18 protein-coding genes are annotated in these 19,571 nt (G+C 46.5%); 17 read left to right on the top strand and 1 reads right to left on the bottom strand.

Features of this window, described 5'->3' with window-relative positions:
- Positions 1-44 precede the first annotated feature (44 nt).
- From ACZ449_RS15965 to ACZ449_RS15955, 3 genes are read left to right on the top strand one after another with little or no spacing between them, the layout of a single operon-like run.
- Entirely contained in the window at positions 45-809 is a 765-nt protein-coding gene (locus ACZ449_RS15965; protein ID WP_464257057.1) for an amino acid ABC transporter substrate-binding protein, read from the top strand.
- An 11-nt stretch (positions 810-820) separates the two neighbouring features.
- Positions 821-1,474, top strand: coding sequence for an amino acid ABC transporter permease (locus ACZ449_RS15960; RefSeq protein ID WP_464257056.1), 654 nt, complete (start codon positions 821-823; stop codon positions 1,472-1,474).
- 12 nt (positions 1,475-1,486) lie between these two features.
- Positions 1,487-2,245: an amino acid ABC transporter ATP-binding protein gene (locus ACZ449_RS15955; protein ID WP_464257055.1), complete on the top strand. Its 759-nt coding sequence runs from the start codon at positions 1,487-1,489 to the stop codon at positions 2,243-2,245.
- A gap of 74 nt (positions 2,246-2,319) precedes the next feature.
- On the opposite strand, the gene putP is transcribed toward ACZ449_RS15955, so the two are convergent.
- Positions 2,320-3,801 carry a sodium/proline symporter PutP gene (putP, locus tag ACZ449_RS15950; protein ID WP_464257054.1) on the bottom strand — a complete coding sequence of 494 codons (1,482 nt, stop codon included), beginning with the start codon at positions 3,799-3,801 and terminating at the stop codon, positions 2,320-2,322.
- Between the two features lie 182 nt (positions 3,802-3,983).
- Between putP and ACZ449_RS15945 the strand changes: the two genes are divergently transcribed.
- From ACZ449_RS15945 to ACZ449_RS15880, 14 genes are all read left to right on the top strand, one after another.
- On the top strand, positions 3,984-4,367 hold the full coding sequence (locus ACZ449_RS15945; protein ID WP_464257053.1) for a cupin domain-containing protein: 384 nt from the start codon (positions 3,984-3,986) through the stop codon (positions 4,365-4,367).
- Positions 4,368-4,464: 97 nt separating this feature from the next.
- A complete protein-coding gene (locus tag ACZ449_RS15940; RefSeq protein ID WP_464257052.1) occupies positions 4,465-5,283 on the top strand; it encodes an AraC family ligand binding domain-containing protein in 819 nt (272 codons plus the stop codon).
- An 84-nt stretch (positions 5,284-5,367) separates the two neighbouring features.
- Positions 5,368-6,924 carry a ribosomal protection-like ABC-F family protein gene (gene abc-f, locus ACZ449_RS15935; RefSeq protein WP_464257051.1) on the top strand — a complete coding sequence of 519 codons (1,557 nt, stop codon included), beginning with the start codon at positions 5,368-5,370 and terminating at the stop codon, positions 6,922-6,924.
- Between the two features lie 255 nt (positions 6,925-7,179).
- The gene (locus ACZ449_RS15930; protein WP_464257050.1) at positions 7,180-7,983 is read left to right on the top strand and encodes an FAD binding domain-containing protein; all 804 of its coding nucleotides are present in this window, start codon (positions 7,180-7,182) and stop codon (positions 7,981-7,983) included.
- Positions 7,974-8,426 carry a (2Fe-2S)-binding protein gene (locus tag ACZ449_RS15925; RefSeq protein WP_464257049.1) on the top strand — a complete coding sequence of 151 codons (453 nt, stop codon included), beginning with the start codon at positions 7,974-7,976 and terminating at the stop codon, positions 8,424-8,426. Before ACZ449_RS15930 ends, ACZ449_RS15925 begins: the two co-directional genes overlap by 10 nt.
- Positions 8,423-10,705, top strand: coding sequence for a xanthine dehydrogenase family protein molybdopterin-binding subunit (locus tag ACZ449_RS15920; protein WP_464257048.1), 2,283 nt, complete (start codon positions 8,423-8,425; stop codon positions 10,703-10,705). The genes ACZ449_RS15925 and ACZ449_RS15920 overlap by 4 nt, the downstream gene beginning before the upstream one ends.
- Before the next feature lie 50 nt (positions 10,706-10,755).
- Positions 10,756-12,096: a nucleobase:cation symporter-2 family protein gene (locus tag ACZ449_RS15915; RefSeq protein ID WP_464257047.1), complete on the top strand. Its 1,341-nt coding sequence runs from the start codon at positions 10,756-10,758 to the stop codon at positions 12,094-12,096.
- A 100-nt stretch (positions 12,097-12,196) separates the two neighbouring features.
- Complete coding sequence (gene yqeC, locus ACZ449_RS15910) at positions 12,197-12,946, top strand: selenium cofactor biosynthesis protein YqeC (RefSeq protein ID WP_464257046.1); 750 nt, start codon at positions 12,197-12,199, stop codon at positions 12,944-12,946.
- Positions 12,943-13,542 (top strand): nucleotidyltransferase family protein, encoded by a 600-nt coding sequence (locus tag ACZ449_RS15905; protein ID WP_464257045.1) that lies wholly within the window; start codon positions 12,943-12,945, stop codon positions 13,540-13,542. The genes yqeC and ACZ449_RS15905 overlap by 4 nt, the downstream gene beginning before the upstream one ends.
- Positions 13,543-13,590: 48 nt before the next feature.
- Positions 13,591-14,871, top strand: a complete 1,281-nt coding sequence (locus ACZ449_RS15900) for a 4Fe-4S binding protein (RefSeq protein ID WP_464257044.1) — start codon at positions 13,591-13,593, stop codon at positions 14,869-14,871.
- 149 nt (positions 14,872-15,020) lie between these two features.
- Positions 15,021-15,914, top strand: a complete 894-nt coding sequence (locus ACZ449_RS15895) for a radical SAM protein (RefSeq protein ID WP_464257043.1) — start codon at positions 15,021-15,023, stop codon at positions 15,912-15,914.
- 164 nt (positions 15,915-16,078) lie between these two features.
- Entirely contained in the window at positions 16,079-17,350 is a 1,272-nt protein-coding gene (gene uraA, locus ACZ449_RS15890; protein WP_464257042.1) for a uracil permease, read from the top strand.
- 83 nt (positions 17,351-17,433) lie between these two features.
- On the top strand, positions 17,434-18,402 hold the full coding sequence (gene gluQRS, locus ACZ449_RS15885) for a tRNA glutamyl-Q(34) synthetase GluQRS (RefSeq protein WP_464257041.1): 969 nt from the start codon (positions 17,434-17,436) through the stop codon (positions 18,400-18,402).
- A gap of 102 nt (positions 18,403-18,504) precedes the next feature.
- A complete protein-coding gene (locus tag ACZ449_RS15880; protein WP_464257040.1) occupies positions 18,505-19,353 on the top strand; it encodes a methyl-accepting chemotaxis protein in 849 nt (282 codons plus the stop codon).
- The last annotated feature ends 218 nt before the right edge of the window (positions 19,354-19,571 follow it).

Genomic DNA, 19,571 nt, shown 5'->3' with positions numbered 1-19,571 from the left:
AAGTAAAATGGAAATAGATTTTAGGGAGAGTGGAGGAGTTCAGAGTGAGAAAATTAGTAGCAGCCATGTTAGTGTTATTGGTGACAGGCATGTTGGTGGCCGGATGCGGCGGCGCTGACAAGAAAAAAGTCGTGGTTGGTCTTGATGACAATTTTCCGCCCATGGGTTTCCGGGATGATAAAAACAACATTATTGGTTTTGACGTAGATATGGCGAAAGAAGCTACCAAGCGTATGGGCGTAGAGGTTGAATTTAAGCCTATCGATTGGAACAGTAAAGAAGCAGAATTGAGCGGTAAACGGGTTGATGTGCTGTGGAACGGTCTGACGATTACCGAAAAGCGCAAAGAAAATATCCTCTTTTCCAATGCTTATATGGAAAATCGCCAAATTATCGTTGTAGCCGCTAATTCACCGATTAAGACTAAGGCTGATTTGGCAGGCAAGGTAGTGGGGACTCAGGACGGCAGCAGCAGTATTGAAGCTATTGAAAAAGATGCTGCCACGCTGAAGTCTTTTAAGGAACTCAAGAAGTTTGGCGACAATGTAGCAGCTTTTATGGATTTAAAAACCGGTCGTCTGGATGCTGTTGTTGTAGATGAAATTGTTGGCCGTTATTACATAGCTAAAAAGCCGGGTGAATTTACCATTTTGAAAGATAACTTCGGCTCAGAGGAATATGGCGTAGGCTTACGCAAAGACGACAAAGACCTGTTAGGCAAACTGCAAAAAGCGTTGGATGAAATGAAGAAAGACGGCACATCCGCCAAGATTTCTCAGAAATGGTTTGGCGAAGATATTGTAAAATAAGGAAGACATAAATGGACTATGTAATAGGAATTTTGCCGCCGCTGCTAGAAGGCACGGTAGTAACGCTGCAAATGTTTTTTGCCACTATTGTTCTTGCATTGCCACTGGGATTATTGCTGGCCTTAGCCCGTATTTCTCGGTTTAAGGCCTTGAGCAGTGCAGTTGGCGTCTATATTTGGTTGTTTCGGGGAACACCCTTGATGCTGCAACTGTTATTTATCTATTTTGGGCTGCCGTTTTTGCCGTATGTTGGCATAAGGCTGCCTGATTTTCCGGCGGCCTTATTGGCCTTTGCGCTAAACTATGCTGCTTATTTTGCTGAAATATTCCGGGCAGGTATTCAGTCCATTGATCGTGGTCAGTATGAAGGAGCCAAGGTGTTGGGCATGAGCTATGTACAAACCATGCGCCGTATTGTTTTGCCTCAGGTCATTAAGCGGGTATTGCCGCCGGTGAGCAATGAAACCATTACGTTGGTCAAAGATACTTCCTTGATCTATGTTTTGGCCATGAATGATCTGTTGCGGACAACTAGAGCCATTGTCCAACGAGATTTTAATACAATGCCATTTATTGTTGCTGCCGTATTTTACCTGATTATGACCCTGGCACTTACCTGGTTGTTTCAAAAGCTGGAAAAGAAATATGCTGTATATGACGAGTAGGAGCAAATGGCAATGAACATGATTAAAGCAGTAAACATTCATAAGCAGTTTAACCAACTTGAGGTGTTAAAAGGCATATCACTTACGGTGGATAAAGGCGAGGTTATTGCCATCATCGGTCCCTCCGGTTCAGGCAAAAGCACATTTTTGCGCTGTCTGAATCGCTTAGAAACCATTGATAAAGGCACTATTGAGATTGAAGGCGATGTATTGGTGGCAGATGGCGGTCAAGGAAAAGTCAGCTACGCCGCTGAAACCGAAGCCAGACAGATTTGCCGCCGGATGGGAATGGTATTTCAACAATTTAACCTTTTCCCCCATCTTACCGTGCTGGAAAATGTTATTGAAGCGCCGATTACCGTCAAAGGCAGCAAACGCGAAGACATTGTGCCGCAGGCCGAGGAGCTTTTGCGGAAGGTTGGACTAGCCGAAAAATGCGATGTATATCCTTCATGCCTGTCAGGTGGTCAAAAACAGCGGGTGGCTATTGCCAGGGCGTTAGCTATGGCTCCAGACATCATGCTGTTTGATGAACCAACCTCAGCGCTTGATCCGGAGCTAACTGGCGAAGTTCTGAAAGCCATGCGCAAGCTGGCCGAAGAGCATATGACCATGATTGTTGTCACCCATGAAATGGCCTTTGCCAGAGAAGTAGCTAACAGGGTTATTTTCATGGACAATGGCGAAATTGTTGAAGAAGGGCTGCCGAACGAGATATTTGGTTCGCCGTCACAGCCTCGGACCAAGGCCTTCTTGCAGAGGGTAGTGTAATAAAAATACTTTCTTATTCTAGGACAAAAGCGCGATTGCTTCAACGAAGCAATCGCGCTTTTGGTTTAATGGTACTAGATGTTGCTGTTATTTACTTCTTCAAACTCATCAAGAATCGCCTGCGCTGGTGGAGTATCCAACATACTCACAACATAAATAGCCAGACAGGATAGGATAAAGCCAGGTACAATTTCATACAGCCCAAACAGCGCCAGCTGTTTCCAGATGAGTACGGTAATGCCGCCAACGATAATGCCTGCTAAGGCACCATTGCGGGTCATACGGTTCCAGAAGAGTGATAGTACCAGTGCCGGACCAAAAGCAGCGCCAAAGCCGGCCCAGGCATAAGATACCATATCTAATACAAAGTTATTGGGGTCTAAGCCGATAAGAACGGCAATAACGGTAACGCCAATGACAGTCATACGGCTAACCCAAACCAATTGTTTTTCACTGGCATCTTTATTAATTAAGGCTTTATAAAAGTCTTGTGATACAGCTGAGGCTGTAACTAATAGCTGGGAAGAAGCGGTACTCATAACAGCCGCCAACACGGCCGAGAGAATAAGACCGGCAAAGAAACTGGAAAATAGATCATGAGTCATAACCATGAACACAGTTTCAACTGCTGAGCCTGTGAGCGGTTCTGGTAAATAGACCCGGCCCACCATACCGACAAGCACGGCGGCTGCTAATGACAGAATAACCCAGGTCATAGCGATCTTGGTAGCGTGCTTGATTTGGGAAGATGATTTGATGGCCATGAAGCGAACCAAAATATGTGGTTGGCCAAAATAGCCAAGTCCCCAAGCCAAAAGGGAAATAATAGCAATAAGCGACAAAGGTTTACCATCCGGAGTGGTAAAGGGATTAAACATCTCGGCATTAAGGGTAGCTAGGGCGGCAACAGTAGTTGCTGGTCCACCCATCATAAAGGAGGCAGTAATCGGTACAGCCAGAATAGCAAAAAACATCATGACACCTTGCACAAAGTCTGTCCAGCAGACAGCCATGAAGCCGCCGAGAAAGGTGTAAAAAACTACGACAAAAGCGCCTAAAATCATTGCCCACGTATAAGGAATACCAAAAACGGTGTTAAATAATTTTCCACCGGCGACAAAGCCTGAAGACGTATAAATCAAGAAGAAAATAAGAATAAATACCGCTGATATAACCCGGAGAATTTGGGAATTATCCCGAAATCTGTTTTGAAAATAATCAGGGACCGTCAGTGAGTCATTAGCAATCTCAGTGTATTTCCGCAGTCGTTTGGCGATAAATTGCCAGTTGGCCCATGTTCCTAAAATAAGTCCTAAGGCAATCCAGCCTGCGCCAAGTCCGGCCACATAGGCATAACCTGGCAGGCCCATAAGCATCCAGCCGCTCATATCAGAAGCTTCGGCACTCATTGAGGTAACCCAGGCACCTAACTGGCGGCCGCCTAATATGTACTCTGACATTTTTTGTTCTTGCCGCCAATAGTAGATACCAATTGACATCATGGCACTCAGGTAGACCACAAAGGCAATAATGACGCCCATATTCAATTCTAACATATGTATATATCCCCTCCTTACAATATGTAAAATTATAACCCCAATATGTAAAAATGTGCAATAGGTGGAGACTTTAATTGTAAAGTACACATCCTAGAGAAGATGAGCAATAATGTACAAAACAAAGGACGGTTGATGTGTAATGATTGTAATGCATCAATTACACAAGGGGGATGGATTATATGAGTATTACTATTGAAAAGGTTCAGCAGGGTAAGGTTGTTTTTGGCGCTAATGAGTATGAGGTGGACTCGTTACCTTGGAATAACCACCCTACATTTACTGGGGTTGCGCTAAAACATCTGATTACAGGCAAAGATACAGCTGATAAATTTAGTTGCCATCTGGTACGGATAGATACAGGCTGTGAAATTGGCAGTCATATTCATGTCGGCAAGTGGGAGCTGCACGAAGTAGTCAAGGGGAAAGGGTATTGTCTGATTGAAAATAGCAAAATTGCCTATGGCGAGGGTATCGTCACAGTAATCCCCGCAGATTTACCCCATTCGGTATTTGCTGACGAACAACTCTATTTATTAGCAAAGTTTGTGCCAGCTTTACTGTAGCTATTGCCAACAAGATTGCAATTTGTTATAGTGAGACTAAAGAAAAGCCGACCAGCTATGATAAACTGGTTGGCTTTTGCCTATTGGGGGTGAGCGGTTGGGTAAGCGTCAAACAGATAGCGGAATAATTCATTTTTCGGATTATCGAAAAACGTTAGGAGTGGAGCTGGTCTATGGCAGGGAGATTACTCACGAGTTCACCCGTCACACCCACCGTACATTAAGTTTTGGCCTGGTAGAGCAAGGGGTGAGACTGTATAGCTGTCAGGGCGAAAGCTATCAGGTCACTCCAGGGCAGATTTTTGTAATACCTCCTAATAGTGAGCATTCCTGTAGTGCTGTTAACAGACAGCCGCATACCTACCGGTTGCTGATACTTTCCAATGACGTATTACAAGCCAGCGGGTTGCTAAGTGATGAATATAATTATATATCTAAGCAGCTAGTAATTAGCAATACTGACGCATATAATCAATTGAGGCAACTGCATGATACACTTGAAAGTGATGAACCAGAATTTATTAAAAAGTCATTACTGCTAACCGTTGTAGGTTATTTATTAGAAAACTATGTCGAAGTTCCAGTTAAGGTCAAGATCAGTTCACATCACTATGATACTATTAGGATGGTACAAAAATTTATTGAAGACAATTATGCTGCCTGTTTTTCATTAGAAGATATTGCGCAACTTGTACATATCAGTCCCTATCATTTGTTGCGCTTATTCAGCCAGATTGTGGGAATACCTCCTCATGTCTACCAGCAACAGGTACGGATTCGCCAGGCTAAACAACTATTGTCCCAGGGAAGGTCCATTCTTGATACCGCAATGAGCACCGGCTTTGCCGACCAAAGTCATTTTACGAAGGCGTTCAAGCGAATGGTCGGCATAACTCCAGGTGAATATATAAGGTAGGCACATCGGAAAATGGTTTTGACAGCTCTAGCCGCCTTGCGCTAAAATATAAAGGTATTTGCTAAAAGTAAGAGGAGTAAAAAAATGAGTGTTTTAACTGTTGAAAATGTATCACATGGCTTTGGTGCTCGCGCTATTCTTACAGAGGCTTCTTTCCGCCTCCTAAAAGGCGAGCATGTTGGTTTGATCGGCGCTAATGGTGAAGGAAAATCGACCTTTTTAAATATCATTACAGGCCAATTGACACCTGACGAGGGTAAAGTGGAATGGTCTAACCGCGTGAATGTCGGTTATCTTGATCAGCACTCGGTGCTAACCAAGGGTAAGACCATCAGGGATGTACTGCGGGAAGCCTTTCAAAAGATGTTTGACATGGAGGCTGAGATGCTGGGCCTATATGATAAAATGGGCGAGGCTACCCCGGAAGAATTAGATAAAATGATGGAAGAAGTCGGCGAGATACAAGACATGCTTGAACATGGCAGCTTCTATATTCTTGATGCCAAAATTGAAGAGGTAGCTAATGGCTTAGGTTTGGGTGATATCGGTCTTGATCGCGATGTAGCCGATTTAAGCGGCGGCCAGCGTACCAAGGTGCTTTTAACCAAATTGTTATTACAGAATCCGACTATTCTTATTTTGGACGAACCGACTAACTATCTTGACTTTGAACATATCGAATGGCTGAAGCGCTACCTTAAAGCCTATGAAAATAGCTTTATCCTGGTATCTCATGACATTCCGTTTTTGAATGAAGTTGTTAACGTTATTTATCATGTAGAAAATGCGGTTCTTACCCGCTATACTGGCGATTATGAGCAATTTGAACAAATGTATGCTATGCGCAAGAGCCAGGAAAATCGGGCCTATGAGCGGCAGCAGCAAGAGGTTGATCGCCTGGAGGACTTCATCGCCCGCAATAAAGCCCGGGTGGCTACTCGGGGCATGGCGAATAGCCGCCAAAAAAGGCTGGATAAAATGGAGATAATGGAAAAGCCACGGGAGAAACCGAAACCTACTTTCCAGTTCCGGGAAGCCCGGACGCCCAGCCGCTTTGTTGTTGAGGCCAAGGATTTGGTGTTAGGCTATGATGAGCCGCTTACCAAACCAGTGGATATTACCTTAGAGCGTGGTCAGAAAGTAGCTATCAGAGGTGTCAACGGCCTTGGCAAATCAACATTGCTCAAAACGCTGCTTGGCTACATCCAGCCAGTTGACGGTAAGGTGATACTGGGGGATTATCTGCAGCCCGGTTATTTTGAGCAAGAATCCAGCCGTAATAACAGCCGGACAGCCATGGAAGAGGTGTGGGAGGAGTTTCCCGGCCTGACCAACTTTGAAGTGCGGGCTGCGCTGGCACGTTGTGGTTTGACCAATGAGCATATTACCAGCCAGATGATGGTTTTAAGCGGTGGTGAGAATGCCAAAGTGCGGCTATGTAAGCTGATGCTTAAGGATGTTAACTGGTTGATACTGGACGAACCTACCAACCACCTTGATATCGAAGCCAAGGCCGAACTGAAACGGGCTCTGATCGAGTTTAAAGGCACCATTCTTTTGGTTTCCCACGAGCCTGAATTTTACGAGGACTGGGTCACCGTGGTATGGAACGTTGAGAATTGGACGACAAAGATAGTGTAAAGAAAACACGGCTTGCGCCGAGCCTATGGCGACAGTGCAAGTCGATGTTCCCTTATCCTGCCTTTAAGAAAGTTGTACTTTCTGTTGGGGTAAAAGTATCGGCCGGTCGTTTGCAAATGTTGCAGCGGTCGGCATTTTTCTTTCTATATACACACAATATATATATAACATCTTTTCGATAAGCAAGCTCCTATGTTATAATTCGCACTGTAATAGCGAAATAATTGCCGAATGTTCGGTAATGGAGGTTGGAAATTGTTTACATTGCTTACTGTAGCACAACCAGCTACGCTGGAAGCTGCTTATAAAGTATTAAAAGAGAAAAAAAGCAATGCCGTGCTGGGCGGCTGTGCCTATCTGCGACTGGGTTCTCAGAAAATTAATACCGGAGTAGATTTGTCCAAACTTGGCCTGAGATATATTACAGACAGTGATAGTTCGATTGAAATCGGTGCTATGACAAGTTTGCGCGATATAGAAACCAATGTAGCTTTGAATAATTATGCCGACGGCCTATTACCAAAAGCAGCCGCCAATATTATTGGGGTGCAATTTCGTAATGTTGTGACTGTTGGCGCATCAGTCTTTATGCGTTATGGTTTTTCTGATGTTATTACCGCCTTATTGGCGCTTGATACTGAAGTTGAATTAGTTAAGGGCGGACAGATGACGTTAGCGGCTTTTCTGGATACGCCTCGCAGCAAAGATATTTTGACAAAAATAATAATTAATAAAACCAAGGGCCACGCGGCCTATCAGTCGTTGCGCAATTCAGCCAGTGATTATCCCCTGTTGACAGTGGCTGTATCTCAGCTTGACGGTGAATGGAAAATTGCCGTTGGAGCCAGACCTACTCGCGCTAAATTGGCTATTCAGGCGGCGACACTGTTGGGACAGGCCGGTAATGATATGACCGCCGTGATCGTGGAACAGGCGGCGCAAACGGCAGCCGGCGAATTGCCATTTGGTGATAATCAGCGCGCTTCGGCGGCATACCGCCAGGCGGTAGCCGAAACGTTGATTAAACGGGCTATTACGGAGGTGGTAGCATGCAGATAACAGTCATCATCAATCATCGGCAGGTTATCCTGGACGTTCAGCCTGACGATTTCCTTGTTGATACGCTGCGTGAGCAGGGCTTATATAGTGTAAGAAGAGGCTGTGACACTTCTTGTTGCGGCTTATGTACTATCTGGTTAAATGGTAAACCGACATTGTCCTGCGCTACCTTATCCTTTCGCGCGAATGGCCAGCATATCACCACCATTGAGGGGCTGAGGCATGAGGCTGAGGAATTTGCCGGCGTTCTGGCGACAGAAGGAGCTGACCAATGCGGTTACTGCAGTCCTGGCTTTATCTTGACAGTACTGGCAATGAAACGGGAACTAGTTAATCCCACCGAGGCTGACATTGTTCACTATTTGACTGGTAACCTGTGCCGCTGTACCGGTTATCAGGGACAGCTCAGGGCAATCAAGAAATACCTGGGGGTGATAGAATGATGAAATATGTAGGCCAAGCTTTGCCCAAAACCGATGCGATTGCTATTTGCACAGGTAAGCCTGTATATACCGAAGATTTGGCACCAGCCAATGCGCTGGTGGTAAAGATCTTGCGCAGTCCGCATGCATTTGCCAGAATCAAGTCGATTGATACAACGAAAGCGCGTAATAGTAAAGGGGTAGAATGTATCCTTACCTATAAAGATGTCCCTAAAGTGCGCTTTACGCTGGCTGGCCAGTCCTATCCGGAACCATCGCCCTATGACCGATTGATTCTTGACCCCATTGTCCGGTATGTTGGTGATGAGGTAGCCATAGTTGCTGCTACCAGTGAACGGGCTGCTAACACTGCGATGAAGCTAATCAAAGTTGCCTATGAGGTGTTTGAACCAGTACTTGACTTTGAGCAGGCCATTGATCATGCCTCAGTCGTTCATCCGGAAGCTGACCTTTCCTGCAATTTTGATATTGGCATGGAAAAAGGCCGCAATATTTGCTCCTCCCATACCTTAGCAGTAGGTGATGTCGAACAGGAATTGAAAAATTGCGATATTGTTATTGAAGAAACCTACTATACACAGGCGCAGGCACCGGCAATGATGGAAACCTTTCGTGCATTCACCTATCTTGACCATAATAGTCGTCTGGTAGTGGTAAGTTCCACGCAAGTCCCTTTCCATATTAAACGCCAGGTGGCGCGGGCCTTGGAATTGCCTGCCACGAAAGTGCGGGTTGTTAAACCTCGGATTGGCGGTGGCTTTGGCGGCAAACAAACCGGTTCAGGTGAGGTATTTGCCGGGCTGGTTACCCTTAAGACTGGTAAGCCTGCCATGTTTATCTATAGCCGTAACGAGACCTTCAGCTGTACTACCAGTCGCCATGCTATGCGGCTGACAGTCAGATTAGGGGCAGATAAGGACGGTTTTATCCGCGCTATTGATATTGAGAATTTATCAGATACAGGGGCGTATGGTGAACATGCGTCAACTACCTTTATGGTATGTGGCGATAAAACGCTGCCACTTTATAATAAGACCAGAGCTGTTCGCTATTACGGCCATGCCGTGTATACGAACAAAACGCCGGCAGGGGCGCTCAGAGGCTATGGCGCTACGCAGGGAACCTTTGCGCTGGAATCGACAGTCAACAAATTGGCGGCCAAACTCAATATGGATCCAGCTGAACTTAGACTTAAAAATATAATCAAAGCAGGTGAAACCGCGCTTGCTTATCACGGCAATGTGCTTGGCAGTTCGGCCTTAGAGAGTTGTATTCAAAAAGGTAAAGAGTTGATTGGCTGGCAGGATAAATATCCCCGCCGGGAGCTGCCAAATGGCAAGATACGTGCTGTTGGCATGGCTGTAACTATGCAAGGCTCAGGCATTGCCGGTATTGATACGTCGTCGGCAGCCATTCGTCTGAATGAAGATGGTCACTATGTCTTGCTTATCGGTTCCACTGATATGGGCACAGGCAGTGATACTATGCTGGCCCAGGTTGCCGCCGAAGTGCTTGATACACCGCCAGAGGAAATTATTGTTCATGCGGCAGATACTGATGTCTCACCCTATGATCCCGGTTCCTATGCCTCCAGCACCGCCTATGTTACCGGTATGGCCGTGCTGCAGGCTGCTGAAGACTTGAAAGAACAAATTATCGCCCATAGTGCCAAAGTGCTAGGTGTAACCCCTGAACAAATTGAATTTGATGGCCAAACAATTACGGCGCTTAACGGCAGTAAGGTGATTAGTCTCAGAAAGCTGGCAGAAGCACTGGTCGTGGGAACTGACAAGAGCCAGTTAGTCGGCAATGCAACCTATGGCTCACCGATATCACCGCCACCCTTCATTGCTGGGTTTGTGGAGGTAGAAGTCGACCCGGAAACCGGGAAAATTAAGCCGATTGAATATGTAGCGGTTGTAGATTGTGGTACTGTGCTGAATGCCAACCTGGTAAAAATCCAAGTAGAAGGCGGGATCGCCCAGGGGATTGGTATGGCTATGTACGAAGAAGTTCGTTATGACAAAGGCGGCCAGCTGCAGACTAACAACTTTATGCAATATAAGATTCCCTGCCGGAAGGATGTGGGCAGGATTACCGTGGCTTTTGAAGAAAGCTATGAACCAACAGGCCCGTTTGGGGCTAAATCAATTGGCGAGGCAGTTATTAATACGCCATCGCCGGCGATAGCGCATGCTGTTGCGAATGCCGTGGGCGTCAGCGTTACTCATTTACCAATTACTCCGGAAAAGGTGTTTATGGGGATGAAACGCAAGTAAGACCTGAATAATCGTCAATCCCCCAAGAATAGAAGGAGGAGAAAAATGTTATGCAAGAGGACCAATCAAAACATCCAGTAGATCAAATGCTGCCGTTAGGCCAGCTGTTTACCTACGGCTTGCAGCACGTATTGGCTATGTACGCTGGCGCTGTGGCTGTGCCGCTCATTATTGCCAATGCGTTGGGCTTAAGCAAAGAACAGCTGATTTACCTGATTAATGCCGACTTGTTTACCTGTGGTATTGCGACCCTGATTCAGACCATTGGTTTTGGAAACATGGGTATTCAGATGCCTGTTATTCAAGGGGTAACCTTTGCGGCAGTAACGCCGATGATTATTATTGGCAAGACCCATGGACTGACAGGCATTTATGGATCCATTATGGTCGCCGGTCTTGTCACGTATTTAATGAGCCCTTATTTTAGTCGCCTTATTCGTTTCTTCCCGCCGGTCGTGACTGGCACTATTATAACCATCATTGGTGTCACGCTTATGCCGGTAGCTGTTCGCTGGGCAGCTGGCGGTAATCCGGCAGCCAAAGATTTCGCAGCCTTTCCCTATATCTGTATGGCACTTATCACCTTGATACTTGTGTTGTTTTTCTATCGCTATTTTAAAGGATTTTTGAGCAATATTGCCGTTCTATTGGGATTAATTGTAGGTACGCTGATTGCTATTCCCTTAGGTATGGTTAACTTTTCGCAGGTTTCTACCGCTGCGTGGATGGGAGTTACCACTCCTTTTGCTTTTGGAATGCCAACCTTTGATCTGGCCTCCATTCTCGCCATGATACTGGTTATGCTGGTAGTTATGACCGAAACGACAGGCGACTGTATTGCTATTGGTGAGATTATTAATAAGCCTGTTACGCAAAAAGATTTGACCCGGGGCCTCCGCGCGGATGGTTTTTCCACTATTCTGGGAGGTATCTTGAACAGCTTCCCTTACACTGCTTTTGCGCAAAATGTCGGTTTGGTTGGTTTGACTAGGGTTAAAAGCCGGTTTGTGGTAGCAGCAGCCGGTGTCATCTTGATAGCTTTGGGCTTATTTCCTAAGGCGGCTGCGGTTATTGCGGCCATTCCGAATCCAGTCCTGGGTGGCGCAGGTATTGCCATGTTTGGTATGGTAGCTGCCAGTGGGATTAAAACCTTATCCAAGGTTCAATTTGACGGTACTCACAATATCATGGTAGTTGCTGTCAGTATCGGTGTGGGTATGATTACACTGGCAGTTCCCAACTTTTATCAAAACTTCCCTAGCTGGGCACAGGTTATTCTCCATAGCGGCATTACCGCCGGTAGTGTGGCTGCTATCATTTTGAACGCTGTCTTGAATGGTACCGATAAACCAGGTGAAGCTGCTATTGGGAAGCAGGAATATATTGGTTAAATAGCGAAACAATAAAGGCGACAACCACATGTATGGTTGCCGCCTTTACTTTGATATAAACCGTTGGCGGCGGGGTACTGGAAGCTAGGGGGTAGATATTATGTTGCTGGATGCAGTAGGGCTAAAACAGCCTGAGGTAGTGGCTTGTGTTGGTGCGGGGGGGAAGACATCCTTAGTGCAATCACTGGCCGCTGCTTGCCTGGGAGGGCCTATTGTGATTACAACCACAACTAAGATGTTTTATCGCCAGGTAACTGATTATCCGTTGGTGGTGAATGATAACTATGGCGCTGGGGTGGCGCAGGTTATGCACATCTTGGCAGAGCAGCATCAGGTGGCGTGGTTTAACAGGCAAGCCGGCGAAAAAGTCATTGGTATACCACCAGACTGGGTGGATAAGCTGGCTGCCTTGCTGCCTGCTGCCTATATTTTGGTCGAAGCAGATGGGGCACGCGGTTGTCTCGTCAAAGCCCCGTCTGAGCAGGAACCGGTTATACCTGCCAGTACTACTAGAACTGTCGGCATAGTAAATCTAAGTGCCCTGGGCCAGCCGTTATCGGAAGGAAATACCCATCGTTTGGATTTGGTGACTTGTAGAATTAAGAAACAGCCGGGAGAAGTAATCACCTGGCTGGATATAGCCCGGCTGGCTGTGCATCAGCAGGGCATTTTTCAATATGCTCGGGGGAGTAAGGTCTTACTGCTGAGCGGGTGTGACGACAAGGCTGCCAGGCTGGCAGCCAAGCAAATTGCTGGCTATGTTACGTTAGCGAATGTGGGCATCGACCGGGTAGTGGCAGCCACAGGCTATGGCGCTGCTATGCAGGCAAATGAGGTGTATGTGCTGTGAATAACGGAATTGGTGCGGTAATTTTGGCAGCAGGTACTGCCAGCCGTATGGGCCGGCAAAAACTGTTGTTGCCATTGGCGGGGCAGCCCTTGCTAACCCATGTGCTCGGGACTGTGCGCAAATTACCATGGGCTGATTGTATTGCCGTTATTGGGGAACCTGAGGCTGAACTAGCTGCTCTGTGCCACACGCAGGCTATTCGTTCTATCTATAATTCCAAGCGCCAGCAGGGGCAGGCTGCGTCGATTACCTTGGGTGTGCAGCAGTTAACCAGTGATCTTGCCGGCATTATGTTTTTTTTAGGTGATCAGCCATTGATATCTCCAGCCCTGATTGCAGGTGTAATTGATCAATTTACCCAGTCGGCTAGTGATAAGGCTATTATTGTGCCCTGTTATCAGGGACAACGCTATAGTCCCGTACTATTTGGAGGCTACTGGCGCGGGTCGTTGGCTACTTTGAGCGGTGATACCGGCGGACGGCAGATCATGCGCGCTAACCAGGCACAGGTTGTGGAGGTTAACTGGCCTGAGCAGGCACCGTTTTACGATGCTGATACCTGGGAAGACTATCAAAGATTAAAAAGGTTACTGTAAATCTTTAATGGAACTATATAAATCGGGTAATTGGTAGGAGGCCTGGTCTTGGGACATATCGTCAACGGCGAACGCGAATACCGACTGCTGCAGCAACGGCTAGACCAAAATATCACTGGTGCGCCGTATTCACCGGTATTCATCCAAATACTGAAAATGCTATTTTCACCTAGCGAGGCCACCATTGCCAGGCAGATTCCCCTACGCCCCACCTCGGTAGCCGCAATGGCACGAAAAATAGGACTTCCTGAGGATGAATTGCATGATAAAATAGTAGTGATGGCTGAAAAGGGCCTGGTATTTGATTTTGAATATAAGGGACAATGTCATGTGGTATTAGCACCTGTGGTTATTGGCTTTTTTGAATTCGTTTATATGCGTACCCGTGATAACCTGGCCATGGCCGAACTGGCACAGCTATTTGAGCAGTATATGTTGCAGGATGATCAATTTGCTCGCGACATATTCCAAGAGACTACCCAGTTAGGGCGTGCTCTGATACGGGAAGAAGCCTTGGACGATTACTCTGAGGTGCTTGACTGGGAAAAGGCTAGCCAGGTCATTCGGTCGGCCAAGACAGTTGGATTATCATTATGTGCCTGCCGTCACAAAGCCAGCCATTTGGGCAAGGCCTGTGCCGCGCCGCTCAGGACTTGCCTAACCTTTAACAATGGGGCTGATATGCTAATAAAAAAAGGGATAGCCGAACAGTCAAGCGTCAGTGAGGCTATGTCTGTACTTGAACAATGCAAACAGGCCGGTTTAGCGCAAATCGCCGACAATGTACAGCACTCAATTGGCTTCATGTGCAATTGCTGTGGCTGCTGCTGTGGCATGTTTCAAGCAATAAAGACTTTCAATATTAGGAATGCGGTTGTTACTTCCAACTGGATGGTTCAGATTACTGCGGAAAAATGTACTGGCTGCGGACTGTGTGTCAAGGCTTGCCCGGTAGATGCCATCAGCCTTGAGGCAGGCTGCGCCGGACAGCCTAAAGCCGTGTGTGAACCTAGTCTTTGTCTGGGATGTGGGGTATGCTACTCGGCCTGTAAGCGTGGTTGTATTAGCATGAGTAGTCGCGAACAGCAAGTCCTGGTTCCTGAGACAACCTTTGATCGCATGGTAACTATGGCTATTGAAAGAGGTAAACTAAGCAACTTTCTCTTTGACGACCCCTCACGACTTAGCCACCGGGCGTTGGGACGTATTGCCGCAGTTATTGAAAGGTCCGCTCCTGTCAAGGCATTTATGGCGATTAAGCCGATACGCTCGGCATTTTTAAGCGCTATTGCCGCCGGAACCAAAAAGTATATATATAATCGGCGGTAAAGAAGTTTGCAGGCATAGATAGGTGGTGCATTGACAACGCTACACCACTAGCGTTTAACTTCCGCTTTTGCCAACACACCACCAACCTGAAAAATCTTTAACACGTTGTATATAGAACGGTAATTTTACTTAGACTAGAGGCGATATATTTGTATTTTGCCAATGCCGAGGGACCGGTATTTCGTCCGCCCAGTGAGGCATACAGCTTTATTTTGCGAGTGACAATTGGTTGTTCGCATAATGCCTGCACGTATTGTACTATGTACCGGTCAGTTATGTTTCGCACCTGCCCCCGGGAAGAGATAATGGCTCAGATTAATGCCGCTAAACCGTATAACCAGAACATTCGCCGTATATTTTTGGCAGATGGCAACGCATTGGTTCTGGCAACAGACAAGCTGTTAGACATATTGCAGCTTTTAAAGCAAACCTTTCCCCGTTTACAACGAGTATCTTGTTATGCCGGGCCAAAAGACATATTGAATAAAACGCCGTTAGAACTGGCGGCGCTCAGGGATGCCGGGCTCAGGTTGGTTTATTATGGACTGGAGTCAGGCGATGATATTGTGCTAAGACAGGTGAATAAAGGTGTTAGCGCAGCCGAAACGATCGAGGCTGGTCAGCGTATTGTTGCTGCCGGCATCAAACTGTCAGTTATGATTATTGCCGGTCTTGGCGGGCAAGTCCATTCTAGCCGGCATGCATTCCATACAGCGCAGGCGGTAAATACTATTCGCCCTCAGATGGTGAGTGCGTTGACGTTAATGCTATACCGCGGTAGTGAACTGGTAGAGCAATTTGAACGTGGTGAATTTATGCCTTTACCACCAGCTAACATTATGGCCGAACTCTACCAACTGGTAAGCGCCATTGATTTACCGCTAGGTAGTCATTGTTTGTTTAGAAGCACCCATAGCTCTAATCATATTGGCTTGGCAGGTACTTTGCCCAAGGATAAGGCCAGATTGCTCCAGGAATTGCAGGCAGCTGAAGCCCAATTGAGATATTTGACTGACTGGGACCCCTACAACAATGTTGAGTAAGAGTAAGATATAGATTCATTGCATTCCATATCTTGACAAAAATCGCCCTAGGGCTTAAAATTATGAAAACTTATCAGGTTATCTTCAAAATCTGAGACCGAAAAAATGCAGTAAATCGGCCTTGCTGACAGATAAGTTATTTACTAGTATTAAGGAGGAGTTACATGCGACGCACTATTCAAGTGGAAGAAAAGTTACCGATGATTGAAACGCTGCCGTTAAGTCTGCAACACCTGTTTGCCATGTTTGGAGCCACAGTCCTTGTACCTATTTTATTTAAAATTAACCCCGCAACTGTATTATTGTGGAATGGTATCGGCACACTGCTCTACATATGTATTACTAAAGGAAAAATTCCAGCCTATCTTGGCTCAAGCTTTGCTTTTTTATCACCGGTATTTTTGGTATTGACCCAATACGGGTATGGGGCTGCACTCGGTGGTTTCATTGCAAGTGGTCTTATTTTTACTATCGTAGCCTTAAGTATTGGCGTTGTCGGTACAAAATGGATTGATGTTGTTTTTCCACCGGCAGCCATGGGCGCCATTGTCGCCATTATCGGCCTGGAACTGGCGCCGGTTGCTGCTGACATGGCAGGGCTGTTGGCCAAGACTCCTGATTCCCAAGCGATAATGGTATCGATCTTTACGCTCGGGGTGACTATTCTTGGTTCAGTGTTATTCAGGGGCTTTTTTGCTGTTATTCCAATATTAATTGGTATTGTTGCCGGCTATGCCTTAGCATTGGCATTAGGAATGGTCAATTTAGCAGCCGTATACACAACGCCCTGGTTTGCGCTGCCTACCTTCTATACGCCTGAATTCAATCTGCAAGCCATCATAATTATCATTCCTGCTTCATTAGTAGTTATTGCCGAACACATCGGCCATTTGGTAGTTACCAGTAATATTGTGGGTCGCGATTTGTCAGCATCACCAGGATTACATCGGTCCTTATTAGGCAATGGTATATCGACAATGATATCTGGGTTCTTTGGCTCTACACCCAATACTACATATGGAGAAAACATTGGCGTTATGGCTATATCCCGGGTCTATAGTGTCTGGGTAATCGGCTTTGCCGCAGTCCTGGCTATTATTTTATCCTTTGTGGGTAAACTGGCAGCTCTTATTCAAAGCATTCCTGGCCCGGTTATGGGTGGAGTATCGCTGCTATTATTTGGGGTAATCGCAGCCTCCGGTGTTCGGATACTGGTGGATTCGAAAGTGGACTATAACCGTTCACGCAACCTAATTTTAACCGCTGTTGTCCTGATTATCGGTGTCAGCGGTGCCCACATGACCTTTGGTTCGGTTACACTGAAAGGCATGGCGTTAGCTACGATAGTAGCTATCATCCTGGGTTTGGCCTTTACACTTTTTGACAAGCTTGGTATAACCAATGATGTTGCTGAAACTCAGAAAGGTCAGGAGTAAAAATAAACCGGGGCCATCAAGCCCCGGTTTTTATTTTTCTATAGAAAGGTTAACTTCCCTAAAAAGGAGGCAAGAGGTTTATTATGCGAACAATGCGGGGGCGTTTTGCTCCCAGTCCTACAGGTGAAATTCACTTGGGGAATGTCTGGACAGCGCTGCTGGCCTGGCTGCAGGTGCGCGCTCTTGGTGGAACCATGGTGTTGAGGGTGGAGGATCTTGATCCTGAGCGATCTCGGCTTGTTTATGTCAAAGGTCTGATGGCTGATATGAAATGGCTGGGGCTTGATTGGGACGAAGGGCTGGATATTGGCGGCCGGTATGCGCCCTACTGCCAAGACAAGCGGCGTGAACTGTACCAGGCAGCGATTGAACGGCTGGCCGCAGCAGGATTTGTGTATCCCTGCTACTGTACCCGGGCGGAACTGGCCGCCTCGGCGCCGCATGCTGGCGAAAGGGAACGCGTTTACTCTGGCATCTGCAGGCTGCGTAAGCCTGGCGATGCCACGCAGGCAACCCGGCGTCCAGCGCTTCGTTTAGCTGTACCACCTGGTGAAATTTGTTTTACAGATTTGCACGCAGGCTTTGTTAGTCAGAATATCAGTCAGGAGGTTGGAGACTTTGTCGTGCGTCGTTCTGATGGTATTCATGCCTATCAATTAGCAGTGGTGGTGGACGATGCAGCTATGAACATTACTCATGTTTTACGTGGGTACGATCTTTTAAGTTCAACACCTCGCCAACTGTTGCTATACCGTCTGCTAGGAATGGAAGCTCCGGTTTTTACGCATGTGCCGCTATTAATAGATCAGGAAGGTCATCGCTTATCCAAACGCCAGCAGGCTTTATCCATTGGGGCGCTGCGGTTGCAGGGCGTGAAAGCCGAAGCTATTATCGGTTATCTGGCCTGGAAATCCGGTTTGCTGGAACAATATCAGCCAGCCAAAGCTTCAGAACTCATTGAGATTTTTACGGTTGACAAATTACCGTCAGGCCAGCTTGTCGTTGATCCGTTGCCGCTGTTGCCCTTGCGCCACTCAGTTGCCAAACGGTAACGCATTATCTATAGTGATTGCGAAAAAAGGTGTTATTAGTAAAAATGTAGAATAAAATAAACAAAATTGGTTGGCGATAGCCTGGCAGGAGGATACTAACACATGGGGGAATTTACCGGTTCACAGATTCTGGATATGTTTTACGATATAGCGCCCTATCTAAATGATACAATTGCAGGTGATATCGGTGTATTGATTTCGCGGGAAGGAAAATATGTACTTTATATTGCCGCAGACGAGTTGGATCTAAAGGTCAAGGTGGGAGATCCGGTATTGCCAGGGACGACGAAACAGGCACTGGATACAGGCAAACAAGTAGTGCGAGTGGTTTCCAAGGAAAAGTCAAACTATGGAGTTGCCTATATTTCTAATGCCATGCCCTTTAAAGACGGTGACACAGTGGTTGGCAGTGTTACTACCTATCAGGCCATTTCAGCGATCGAAAACATCAATCACGCTACCAGCGAGTTAGCGGCTGCATCTGAGGAACTAACGGCAGGGCTGCAAGAACTGGCGAGTCGCTCAGCCCAACTGGTTGGCACCAGCAATGAATTGGACCAATTGGGGAAAACACTGTTGACTACGGCTAATCAGACGAATGAGATTGTAAGCTTTATTCAAAATGTGGCCAGTCAAACAAACCTCTTGGGATTAAATGCCGCCATTGAGGCAGCCCGGGTAGGGGAAATGGGTAAGGGGTTCGCTGTGGTAGCCGCCGAAGTTCGGAAACTGGCGGTTTCTAGTGCAGAGTCGGTTACCCAGATATCAACCTCGCTAGGCGCCATTCAACAGGCGATAATGCAATTAACCCACAAAATTAATACTATTGATGAACATGTCAGTGGGCAAACAGAAGCTGTCCACGAGATGGCTAAATCTAGTCAGTCATTGGCTGAGTTAGCAGGCCGCCTCGCCGATTCAGCCAATAAAATTTTTCAGGTAACAGAGTGAACTCGTTTCAACAGAGCTGAAACATCGGGGGTTCAGGTGGAGAGTCTACTCCACCTGAACTGACGCTACCTGTAGAGGCGGGAGTCTTGACTCAGCAATTGAGATAAACAACAAAAGCAACAGTCCTGACGTCAAGTGTCAGGGCTGTTTTTAAAATCATTGTTAGTAATGACATGATTATCAGTCTTTTATTATTTCTCTATATCGATAAAAATGAT

This window comes from Desulfosporomusa polytropa (genome assembly GCF_055380075.1).
Note: the sequence above shows the minus strand (reverse complement) of the source record. Positions and strands in the feature narration are given on the sequence as shown.

Excerpts from the sequence above, each read along its gene's own strand:
- ACZ449_RS15925 (WP_464257049.1), top strand. The coding sequence starts at position 7,974 with ATGCAGATAACAGTCATCATCAATCATCGGCAGGTTATCCTGGACGTT.
- yqeC (WP_464257046.1), top strand. The coding sequence starts at position 12,197 with ATGTTGCTGGATGCAGTAGGGCTAAAACAGCCTGAGGTAGTGGCTTGT.
- ACZ449_RS15955 (WP_464257055.1), top strand. The coding sequence starts at position 1,487 with ATGAACATGATTAAAGCAGTAAACATTCATAAGCAGTTTAACCAACTT.
- ACZ449_RS15945 (WP_464257053.1), top strand. The coding sequence starts at position 3,984 with ATGAGTATTACTATTGAAAAGGTTCAGCAGGGTAAGGTTGTTTTTGGC.
- ACZ449_RS15915 (WP_464257047.1), top strand. The coding sequence starts at position 10,756 with ATGCAAGAGGACCAATCAAAACATCCAGTAGATCAAATGCTGCCGTTA.
- ACZ449_RS15960 (WP_464257056.1), top strand. The coding sequence starts at position 821 with ATGGACTATGTAATAGGAATTTTGCCGCCGCTGCTAGAAGGCACGGTA.
- gluQRS (WP_464257041.1), top strand. The coding sequence starts at position 17,434 with ATGCGAACAATGCGGGGGCGTTTTGCTCCCAGTCCTACAGGTGAAATT.
- ACZ449_RS15920 (WP_464257048.1), top strand. The coding sequence starts at position 8,423 with ATGATGAAATATGTAGGCCAAGCTTTGCCCAAAACCGATGCGATTGCT.
- abc-f (WP_464257051.1), top strand. The coding sequence starts at position 5,368 with ATGAGTGTTTTAACTGTTGAAAATGTATCACATGGCTTTGGTGCTCGC.
- uraA (WP_464257042.1), top strand. The coding sequence starts at position 16,079 with ATGCGACGCACTATTCAAGTGGAAGAAAAGTTACCGATGATTGAAACG.
- putP (WP_464257054.1), bottom strand. The coding sequence starts at position 3,801 with ATGTTAGAATTGAATATGGGCGTCATTATTGCCTTTGTGGTCTACCTG.
- ACZ449_RS15880 (WP_464257040.1), top strand. The coding sequence starts at position 18,505 with ATGGGGGAATTTACCGGTTCACAGATTCTGGATATGTTTTACGATATA.